Annotated in this window: 7 protein-coding genes; 2 read left to right on the forward strand and 5 right to left on the reverse strand. The window is 57.8% G+C overall.

The features are described from left to right. Nucleotides 1-153 precede the first annotated feature (153 nt). The gene (locus BMZ35_RS13880; protein ID WP_131814381.1) at nt 154-1,158 is read left to right on the forward strand and encodes a hypothetical protein; all 1,005 of its coding nucleotides are present in this window, start codon (nt 154-156) and stop codon (nt 1,156-1,158) included. Further along, nucleotides 1,151-1,642: a lytic transglycosylase domain-containing protein gene (locus tag BMZ35_RS13885; RefSeq protein WP_093094450.1), complete on the forward strand. Its 492-nt coding sequence runs from the start codon at nt 1,151-1,153 to the stop codon at nt 1,640-1,642. The genes BMZ35_RS13880 and BMZ35_RS13885 overlap by 8 nt, the downstream gene beginning before the upstream one ends. Before the next feature lie 3 nt (nt 1,643-1,645). Here BMZ35_RS13885 and BMZ35_RS13890 read toward each other — a convergent pair whose 3' ends face one another. The 5 genes from BMZ35_RS13890 to BMZ35_RS13915 form a co-directional block, all read right to left on the reverse strand. Then, complete coding sequence (locus BMZ35_RS13890; protein WP_093094451.1) at nt 1,646-2,059, reverse strand: DUF1330 domain-containing protein; 414 nt, start codon at nt 2,057-2,059, stop codon at nt 1,646-1,648. A gap of 90 nt (nt 2,060-2,149) precedes the next feature. After that, nucleotides 2,150-2,836 carry an aquaporin Z gene (aqpZ, locus tag BMZ35_RS13895; RefSeq protein WP_093094452.1) on the reverse strand — a complete coding sequence of 229 codons (687 nt, stop codon included), beginning with the start codon at nt 2,834-2,836 and terminating at the stop codon, nt 2,150-2,152. Between the two features lie 158 nt (nt 2,837-2,994). After that, nucleotides 2,995-4,329 (reverse strand): trigger factor, encoded by a 1,335-nt coding sequence (gene tig, locus BMZ35_RS13900; RefSeq protein WP_093094453.1) that lies wholly within the window; start codon nt 4,327-4,329, stop codon nt 2,995-2,997. Nucleotides 4,330-4,463: 134 nt separating this feature from the next. After that, a complete protein-coding gene (locus BMZ35_RS13905; protein WP_242654798.1) occupies nt 4,464-5,441 on the reverse strand; it encodes a porin in 978 nt (325 codons plus the stop codon). Nucleotides 5,442-6,334: 893 nt separating this feature from the next. Continuing rightward, a partial coding sequence (locus BMZ35_RS13915; protein ID WP_278247150.1) for a lectin-like protein occupies nt 6,335-6,860 on the reverse strand: 526 nt, incomplete at its 5' end.

A 6,860-nucleotide genomic window follows, 5' to 3' on the forward strand; every position in this document is an offset into this window, starting at 1 on the left:
TGGGCCATGCCCGGCTTTGCCCGGGCATGGCCTTTCTTATTCCCTGATCCTGTTTCATACTGGTTCAAAACGGCGGAACGCGTCGTCAGAGCAGAAGGTGCCAGTCACACCAATGGAACCGAAACAGCCCAAGCAGATCATCCGGTGTCGCGCATGAGCGACCTCGTCATCCTGCACAATGTCAGCCCACATATCGGCTGGGCTCCCATCAACCATTTAATTTCACTGGCGTGTTCCGAACTCGGTGCCACCGCCATACGGGCGCCTGAAAACACGTCCCGGCTGGCCCGGCAAATGGCCCGGCTGCGCACACGCCACCACTCCTCGGGCAAGCCGCACCTGCTCTACATCGCCATGACGGCTGCCGACCTGCGGCACGCCATCACGTCGCCCGGTTGGCGTGATGGTTATGACAAGGCCGCCGTCTGGATCATTGACAGCTTCCACACCGACCTTGCCAACCCGCGCGACCTGCGCGGCCAATTCGACCAGGTGTTTGTCACCCGCCCCAATGACATGGATGCCTTTGCCACCGCTTCAGGGCTTCCCACGCAATCCCTGCCGTGGGGCAGCGATGTTCTGGGCCTGGGCAGCAGCAGTCCGGACCGCGATCTGGACCTGTTGCGGGTCGGTCGCCAGCCCGCCGTCTGGGAGGATGACGATGACACCGCCACGGACTGCGCCGCGCGGGGTATTTCCTTCCACGGACGTCCCCCCATGGGCACCTCAGAAGACGAGATGGCCCATCTCTTCGGCTGGTATCGGCGCGCCAAATTCGTGCTGGCCTCTTCCAACCTCGTCTCCCCTGCTGCTTATGTCCACAAAACTCAAGAATACGTGACGGCCCGCTGGACCGACGCGCTGGCCAGCGGCGCTATTGTCGCGGGCGTGCCTCCCCGAACGGATCGTACGCTTGGCGCCATCCTCTGGCCCGAGGGGCTGCTCGACATCCCCCTCACCTCCCGCGCGGACGGGCTTGACGTGATTGCTGACGCGCTTCGCCACTGGTCCCCCGAGCTGGCGCACTATAACCACTTGCAGGCGCTCAGGAAACTGGACTGGCGCCATCGCCTTGCCGTCCTCGCCGACTGGTATTCCTTGCCTGCCCCAGCCCTCGAAAAATCGCTGAAGACATTGCAGGAGACCGACCATGCCTGACACCCTGACGCGCCGAAACATGCTCTTGATGCTCGCTGCCCTGCCCGTTGCCGCCTGTGGCGGAGGAAGAGAACGCCGCCAAGCCCGCAAGGACAGAAAACGCGGCGAGCCGCCGCTTTATCCCAACGAAACGCCTGAATTGCGCAAGCTGATCAACAAATACGCCGACAAAAACGAGGTTCCGCGCTCCCTCGTACAGCGTGTGATCGTGCGGGAAAGCACCCACCGCCCCACGGCGCGCAATGGCCCAAACCTTGGTCTGATGCAGATCCAGCTGCCCACGGCCCGCACCATGGGCTATCGCGGCAACGCCGCGGGTCTGCTCGATGCGGAAACCAACCTGAAATACGCCGTCAAATACCTGCGCGGTGCCTATATCGTGGCCGATTACGATCACGACAAGGCAGTTCAGTGGTACGCGCGCGGTTATTACTACGAGGCCAAACGCAAGGGGCTTCTCAAGGAAACCGGCCTGAAGCACTGAAGCTCACGACCCGAAATTCTCGCCAACACTCTGCGGCATCATGCGGATCAGGCGGCTATCCTCAACCGCGGCCTGACGATGCTCGACCGCCTTGCGATACTCTGGCACCTTGTGCATCTGAGAAAAGGCCTCAACGCTCGGATATTCAGCAATAAAACAAAGATCCCAGTGCTTTTCCGGCCCGATCAGAATCTGTTCCATCTTGCCCCGCCACACGATCCGCCCGCCAAGCGCATGAAACACCGGCGCGCTATCGCGCCCATAGGCGGCATAGGCTTCCGCCCCACTTGCTTCGCGCCCATCTGCATACTCGGCCTTTTCGCGCAGCTTGATCAGGTTCAGCATGTGGATCGGCCCCTCGCGATCATTCTCGCGAAACGCATCGTAGTTCTTCTTGTCGAAAGTCGTGTATCCCATGGTGCCCTCCTCTGTCAGAGACAACCCTAACAGGCCAACGCACCATGGCAAAATTGACGGGGCGTCACGCGAACGCCCCGTCATCTGCAGTTAGTCGGTATCCATTGCCTTCCAGATAACCGCACCAAGCACGGCCCCGATCAAGGGCGCGACCCAGAACAACCAAAGCTGCGCCAAAGCCGGTCCGTCAGCAAAAAGCGCGACGCCAGTCGAACGCGCGGGGTTGACCGAAGTGTTGGTGATCGGGATCGAAATCAAGTGGATCAGCGTCAATCCCAAGCCAATCGCAATCGGTGCAAACCCGGCGGGCGCGCCTTTCGACGTGGCTCCAAGAATGATGACAAGGAAGAACGCTGTCAGCACAACTTCGGCTACCAGCCCTGCGACCATGCCATAGCCCTGCGGTGACGCGTCGCCATAGCCGTTGGAAGCAAAGCCCCCTGCCCCTTCAAATCCTGCCGCGCCCGAGGCGATCACGTAAAGCACAATGCCTGCAGCCAAGCCGCCAACGACCTGCGCGACCCAATACGGGATCAACTCCTTGCCGTCGAACCGGCCCGCAATCATCAACCCAAGCGATACGGCCGGGTTGAAATGCCCTCCCGAGATGTGTCCAACCGCATAGGCCATCGTCATCACTGTCAGGCCAAAGGCAAAGCTGACTCCCAACCAGCCAATCCCGACATCGGCGACACCGGCGGCGTAAATCGCGCTGCCACAGCCCCCAAAGACCAACCAGAACGTGCCGAAAAACTCGGCCATCAATTTCTTGCTCATGCGCCCCTCCTCTGTTGTTGCGCATAGCCAGACTAACACGAAACCCGGAAATCGATGCGCGGGGAATTCGCTTCGGGATTTCACCGGCGCAGGACAGAAAAAAGCCCGGAGCCGAAAGGCTCCGGGCCACCAACCCAGAAGGATGGATTGTTTCAGACTTATTCTTCTTCCAGCTCTTCAATGGCCTTCTGCAGGTCTTCCTTCGAGACCTCCTTGTCAGCCACTTCCGCCAGTTCGAACACGTAATCAACAACCTTGTCTTCGAAAAGCGGCGCGCGCAGCTGCTGCTGCATCTGGGCGTTTTGCTGAACGAATTCAAAGAACTGACGTTCTTGACCCGGGTACTGACGCGCCTGGTTCATGATCGCTTGGGTCATCTCGGCGTCGGTCACCTCAACCTCTGCTTTCTGGCCCAGATCGGCCAGCAGAAGCCCAAGGCGCACGCGGCGTTCCGCCAGCTTGTTGTGCTCGTCGGTGGGCTCGATCTCGGGGTGATCGTGGCCTTGTACGTCCGGGTTTTCCTCGTGCCACAGCTGATGCGCGATCTGGCCGGCTTCAGCTTCCACCAGAGATGGCGGCAGCTCGAACGACACCAGATCGTCCAGCTTGTCCAGCAGCGCACGCTTCATCACCGCGCGGGCAGCACCGGCATACTCGGCTTCCAGACGCTCGGAGATCTGCGCCTTCAGGCCTTCCAGATCTTCGGAACCGAATTTCTGAGCAAGCTCGTCATTGATCTCGGCAGCAACCGGCTCTTTGACTTCCTTGATAGTGCAGGTGAACACGGCTTCCTTACCGGCCAGGTGCTCGGCCTGATACTCTTCCGGGAAGGTGACGGTCACGTCTTTTTCTTCCTCGGCCTTCACGCCAACCAGTTGCTCTTCAAAGCCGGGGATGAACTGGTTCGAACCCAGCACCAGCGGGAAATCTTCCGCCGAACCGCCTTCGAACGCTTCGCCGTCAACCTTGCCGACGAAATCCATTACGACCTGATCGCCGTCCTTGGCTTTCGAGCCCTTGCGGCGCGCTTTGAAATCCTGTGCGGTTTCCGCGAGATTGCCCAGTGCTTCATCCACGGCGGCGTCATCGGCTTTCACGACCATTTTCTCAAGGCTGATGCCTTTGAGTTCGACTTCCGGGATTTCGGGCAGCGCTTCATAGGACATTTCGACTTCAACGTCGCTGCCCGGTTTCCACTCTTCGCCGTTCTTCATTTCGACTTTCGGCTGCAGAGCCGGTTTGTCGCCCGACTCCTCGAAATGCTTGTTCATCGCGCCGTCGATGGCTTCCTGCATGGCTTCGCCCAGCAGACGTTCGCCGAATTGCTTCTTCAGAAGCGGCATCGGGACCTTGCCCTTGCGGAAACCCTTCATTTCGATTTCCGGCTGCGCTTCGGCCAGCTTTTCGTTCACTTTTGCGTCCAGTTCGTCGGCCGTCACAACAATGTTGTAGCCGCGCTTCAGACCTTCGTTCAGCGTTTCGGTAACCTGCATCAGGAGTCCCCATAAGTGGCAGCGCGCGGGGGAAGGCCCGCGCGCAATCAAAAAATCTGAGTTCTTCTAGAGTCCGTGTTGAGCCAGCGCAAGGGGCTTTGCCCTAGATTCCAGCGCTCATTTGCCTGTTTCGCCTAGCCTTGCCACAATTCTTCAAGAATGCTGCGGTGCTGTTGCAGTTTGCGGAACTTCCATCGCAGCCCAAAGCTGACGGTTTTGATGTCTCTGTGCTTCACCAATCCACCGCCAAGATATGAATGCAACCGGTATCCTAGGAAGAGTTCCAGGTCCTGCTTGTCCAGCGTCTGCACCACGCCAATTCCGTAGGACTGTCCCCGCCCCCCCGTCGCGGCCGTGTCAAAAGACTCGTAGTAATCGACAGAAAACGCGGTATCCCCGATCCCGAAATAATCGCGCCGCACACCCAATTTCACATACCCGTAATGGCCAAACCCATCCCGGCTGCCCGTGGCGAAGGTCGCATTGAGTCCGCTTGGTCCATGCAAAAGACTGAACGACCCCGCCGCCTGACCTGCAGTCCCGCCCGTACCGTCATCGACATTCGAAACGCCGAAACTGCCCGCCAAGGTCACATTGCCGATCTGGTTGCGATAAAACAGTCCGGCATCCTGCAGCGCATCGTTGAGAGTCACGTTGCGCTGGAAATCTTCCTTACCGATAGAGACTGCAAACCGCAGCCCTCCCAAAACCCCGAACCGGATCTCCGGGCTGTCCCAGCGCAATCGAACAGAGCGGCCACCATCAAAGGTAGGAAAAACATCCGTAATCCGCACCGAACTCAGGGTTCCGGAGGCCGTTCTGAAGAAATACCCCCCCGCGATATCCGAGATACCGACGTAGTTTGCCAACGATGTCCCGGACAAATCCGTTTCCGCAACCCCATCCGACCCCATACTCCCCTGACCAAGGGACAGCCGGCCCCATCGCTCGGATTCGATAATCGCCTCGGCCTTGCGAACGCTGTGGCTGCTCCAGTCAAACATGGCCGGTGTGTACAATTGACTGATCGCGGCCGACTGGCGCAGTCCCAATGAAACCTCGAAATTGCCCTTCAGTGTGGTCTGCCCGTCCAGCGCCTGCGCAAAACGCACACCTACCCGTCCCCCCGAACTCGAGGAATCCGCAAGGTTTGTTGCGCGAGACACCCCGTCGTCCGCAGTCAGGATCATGGGTGAAAAATGGCCATAAAACCTGAAACGCTGTTCCGGCTCCTCGGCCAGGGCCTCCGGGGATGCGCAAACAACGCCAAAAGCCGCCGCCAAAACCGCGCCGTACCGCTTCCTACTCCTGTCCAACCGGTTCTGCAAAACGCTCTCCAGGGGCCGAGCAACACCCGCTCTGCCCCACAAGGTTTCCACAAGTTCAAGAAACGAGGCGAACTTGGTTCGGGTCAAGAAAAAACCGATCCGCCGGAGAATTTGGGATATACCCCGGACCCACTCCAAAACAAAAACCTGCGCCATTCCCGGCGAGCCTATGAACTTCCGTAAGCAGGAAATGGTGCCCTACACGACACACCCGAACGTGACCCTGCCAGAAACTATTTCTGAAAATAGATAGTTACCTATAGGTGGATTTCGGGCCTGTTACGCTCGGGGTGTTCGGCGTGTTACAACGTCGGGTAATAAATCTGTGTTTTTTTGTTGTTTAGTGGAAGAGACCACCTGGAAGCTCAAGGGCACCATCAACATCCGAAAATCCTTGGGCCGATATCGGGTCTGGCGCATCAATTTCGCGCCTAAGAAGCTGCACGTCTTTTGGTACGGCTACGCCGCGTTTTGCAAACGTCTCAGTTGCCGCATCCAGCTGTATTCGTACTTCCAGTCGGAGGGACTCATCTACTCTGGCCATCTCCCTCCCCAGAAAACTCTGAAGACGGACGCACTCGAGTTGCGATGAATAATACGGCTATAAAAGTCTCACGTGCTTTTCATGATCGTTGAACTGATATTTCCAATTTGGAAGCCACAGTTGGTTGCAACCGCTACTCAAACTCCACGACGTATCCCTTTGCGGTTGTATCCTGCCGCGCATCATCCCACCTGATACCCAACTGATCTGAAAACTGCCTGTACCTGCCAAAGTGTTCGACCCCATCATAATTGTCGGGTTGATGCCAAAACCAGTTTGAATAAGTCATCTCCTGACCGTTCGACCAAACCCATCCTCCGGCTGGTTCTTGATCCTGGTTCTTTTGTACCAATCCGATCCAAGGTCCGAACTTTTGCCATCTTTCGCCTTCATCCCTCAGGCGCCACACGGATTCTTCATCTCGAAACAAACTCACAACAAAATCGTTCTCTTCCTGAGAGTCGATTGCTGCAAGATATCCGCCCATAGCACGCGCCTCTGCCTCAGCTTCGATCCACTTTACACCCCATGTTTGGACGAGTGCATACTCGTGACCATCGAAGGTTGAGGTGCCCCTAGATTTGTAGACGCTTTGCTTGGTAATTTTGGAAGCAAAGGAAGACGCAAATGCCAGGGCAAATTCGCTACTCAGATGAGTT

Source organism: Shimia aestuarii (assembly GCF_900114635.1).
GTDB lineage: Bacteria > Pseudomonadota > Alphaproteobacteria > Rhodobacterales > Rhodobacteraceae > Shimia > Shimia aestuarii.